This window comes from Streptomyces yokosukanensis, from assembly GCF_001514035.1.
In the GTDB taxonomy this organism is placed as follows: Bacteria; Actinomycetota; Actinomycetes; order Streptomycetales; family Streptomycetaceae; genus Streptomyces; species Streptomyces yokosukanensis.
The window spans coordinates 33,617-37,143 of record NZ_KQ948242.1; the positions used below are offsets into that span (position 1 = coordinate 33,617).

The 3,527-nt window shown below is 71.3% G+C and carries 1 protein-coding gene; it reads left to right on the forward strand.

Annotated features, from left to right (window positions below):
• Positions 1–3,527: type I polyketide synthase (locus tag AQI95_RS42440; RefSeq protein WP_159056716.1), on the forward strand; the 3,527-nt coding region annotated here is incomplete at both ends.

The following is a 3,527-nucleotide window of genomic DNA, read 5'->3' on the forward strand; positions in this document are numbered from 1 at the left end:
GACGCCGGACCGGTTCGAGAGTGTGTTGCGGGCGAAGGCCACCTCCGCGCTGAACCTGCACGAGCTGACGGTCGAGCTGGGGATCGAGCTCGATGCCTTCGTGCTCTTCTCCTCGATGAGCGGCACGATCGGTTCGGCCGGTCAGGGTAATTACGCTGCCGCGAACGCCTACCTGGACGCGCTTGCCGAGCAGCGGCGGGCCGCCGGGCTGGCCGCGACGTCCATCGCGTGGGGTCCGTGGGCCGAGGGCGGCATGGCCGCCGACGAGGCCCTCGAAGCCCGGATGCGGCGCGACGGCGTACCGCCCATGAAGGCGAGCACGGCGATCCAGGCGCTCGGCCAGGCCGTGGCCGGCGCGGACGCCTCCGTCACCGTGGCCGACGTAGCTTGGGAACGGTACCTCCCCGGCCACACCGCCGCCCGTGCCAGCTCCCTCTTCGACGAGCTCAGCGAGGTCCGCGCGACCCGTTCGGCCGCAGACGCGGCTACCGACCGGGCCGCGTCCGCGCAGGCCGACGGTCGCCCCACCCTCGGCGCGCGGCTCGCCACACTCGCCCCCGCCGAGCAGGTACGAGAGCTGCTCGACCTGGTCCGTACGCAGGTCGCCGCCGTCCTCGGACACGGGGGAGCGGACGCGGTCGGTGCGGAGCGCGCCTTCAAGGAGCTCGGCTTCGACTCCCTCACCGCGGTCGAGCTGCGCAACCGCCTGAACGCGGCCACCGAGTTGCGGCTGCCCGTCACCCTCGTCTACGACTACCCGACCTCCGCCGCGCTGGCCGAGTACCTCCGCGAGGAGCTCGTCGGCAGCGTCCCGGTCTCCGGCGCCATGCTCCCCGTCGCCGCGGCCGTCGATGGCGACCCGATCGCCATCGTCGCCATGAGCTGCCGATTCCCCGGCGGTGTCAGCACCCCCGAGGGCTTGTGGGAGCTGCTCGCACGGGGTACGGACGCGGTCGACGCCTTCCCGGCCGACCGCGGCTGGAACCTGGACCGCCTCTACAGCCCCGACCCGGACCAGCCGGGGACCTCGTACACCCGCGAGGGCGGCTTCGTCGCCGGGGCGGCGGACTTCGACGCGGACTTCTTCGGGATTTCCCCGCGCGAGGCGCTCGCCATGGACCCGCAGCAGCGGCTGCTGCTGGAGACCTCCTGGGAGGCTTTCGAGCGGGCCGGTATCGACCCGACGTCGCTGCGCGGGAGCCGCGCCGGTGTCTTCGTCGGCACCAACGGCCAGGACTACCTCTCCCTCATCACCCGCGACCAGGACGGCCTCGAAGGCCACGTCGGCACGGGCAACGCGGGCAGTGTCATGTCGGGCCGCGTCTCCTACGTCTTCGGGCTGGAGGGTCCGGCAGTCACCGTCGACACCGCGTGCTCGTCGTCCCTCGTCGCGCTGCACTGGGCGATCCAGGCGCTGCGCAACGGCGAGTGCTCGCTGGCGCTGGCCGGCGGCGTCACCGTCATGTCGACGCCGGAGAACTTCGTCGACTTCAGCCGTCAGCGCGGTCTGGCGGAGGACGGTCGGATCAAGGCCTTCGCCGCATCGGCGGATGGTACGGGTTGGGGTGAGGGTGTCGGCATGCTGCTCGTGGAGCGGTTGTCGGACGCTCGGCGCAACGGTCACCCGGTCCTCGCTGTGGTGCGGGGTTCGGCGATCAACCAGGACGGTGCCAGCAATGGTCTGACTGCCCCGAACGGCCCCTCGCAGCAGAGGGTCATCCGGCAGGCGCTGGCCAGCGCGGGCTTGACGGCCGCCGACGTGGACGCGGTGGAGGCGCACGGTACGGGTACGCGGCTGGGTGACCCGATCGAGGCGCAGGCGCTGCTGGCGACCTACGGCCAGGAGCGTCCGGACGGCCGCCCGCTGCTGTTGGGTTCGGTGAAGTCGAACATCGGTCACACGCAGGCCGCCGCGGGTGTGGCCGGTGTGATCAAGATGGTGCTGGCGATGCAGCACGGGGTGCTCCCGCAGACCCTGCACGTCGACGAGCCGACCCCGCACGTTGCCTGGTCGACGGGTGAGGTGGAGCTGCTGACCGAGCAGCGCGACTGGCCGGAGACCGGCCGTCCGCGCCGCGCGGGCATCTCCTCCTTCGGCATCAGCGGCACCAACGCGCACACGATCATCGAGCAGGCCCCCGAAGGCGACGAGGCGCAGCCGACCGTACGGCCCTCCGGTGTCCGCACCCTGCCGTACCTGCTCTCCGGCAGGACCCCGGAGGCCGTCCGGGCGCAGGCGGCCGCGCTCGCCGCTCACCTCGACGACGCGGCGGCTGCCGACGTGGCCTTCTCGCTGGCCACAAGCCGCGCACACCTGGACCACCGGGCCGGCGTGGTCCTGACGGTCGAGGGCGTACAGGAGCTGCGCGACGCCCTGACGGCTATCGCCGTCGGGGAGACGCCGCCGCAGACCGCCGTGGGCGTCGCCGGCGATGGTCGTACGGCTTTCCTCTTCACGGGGCAGGGCAGTCAGCGGCTGGGGATGGGGTGTGAACTGTACGACGCCTTCTCGGTGTTCGCGGACGCGCTGGACGCGGTGTGTGCCCGGTTCGATCTGGATGTGCCGCTGCGGGATGTCGTCTTCGGTACGGATGCGGAGCTGTTGGACCGTACGGAGTACACGCAGCCGGCGCTGTTCGCGGTTGAGGTGGCGCTGTTCAGGCTGGTCGAGTCGTGGGGTGTGGTCCCGGACTTCGTCTCCGGTCACTCCATTGGTGAGATCGCTGCCGCGCATGTGGCGGGTGTGCTGTCGCTGGAGGACGCGTGTGTGCTGGTGGCTGCGCGTGGCCGTCTGATGCAGGCGCTGCCGTCGGGTGGTGTGATGATCGCCCTCCAGGCGTCGGAGGACGAGGTCCTGCCGCTGCTGACCGATCGGGTGAGCATTGCTGCGGTCAACGGGCCGGTGTCTGTCGTGATCGCGGGTGACGAGGATGCTGTGCTCGCGGTCGTGGAGGCTTTCGCCGGTCGTAAGAGCAAGCGGCTGACGGTCAGTCATGCGTTCCACTCGCCGCACATGGACGGGATGCTGGAGGACTTCCGTGAGGTCGTGGCGGGGCTGGAGCTCAACGCCCCGCGCATCCCGGTCGTCTCCAACCTGACCGGTGCGCTGGTCTCCGACGAGATGGGATCCGCGGAGTTCTGGGTGCGGCACGTCCGCGAAGCCGTGCGCTTCTTCGACGGGGTGCGGGCGCTTGAGGCCGCTGGTGTGTCGACGTACGTCGAACTCGGCCCGGACGGCGTCCTGTCCGCGATGGCGCAGCACTGCCTGACCGGTGACTCGGACGCCCGCTTCGTGCCCGTCCTGCGCACCGGTCGAGGCGAGGCCGAGACCTGCGTCGCCGCGCTGGCCCAGGCTCATGTGCACGGGGTCACCGTCGACTGGTCGGCCTTCTTCGCCGGTACCGGTGCCCGGCGGGTCGATCTGCCGACGTATGCCTTCCAGCGTCAGCGGTTCTGGCCGAGCGGGGTGGCGTTGGTGGCGGGGGATCCTGAGTCCATCGGTCTGGGCGATGTGGCGCATCCGCTGT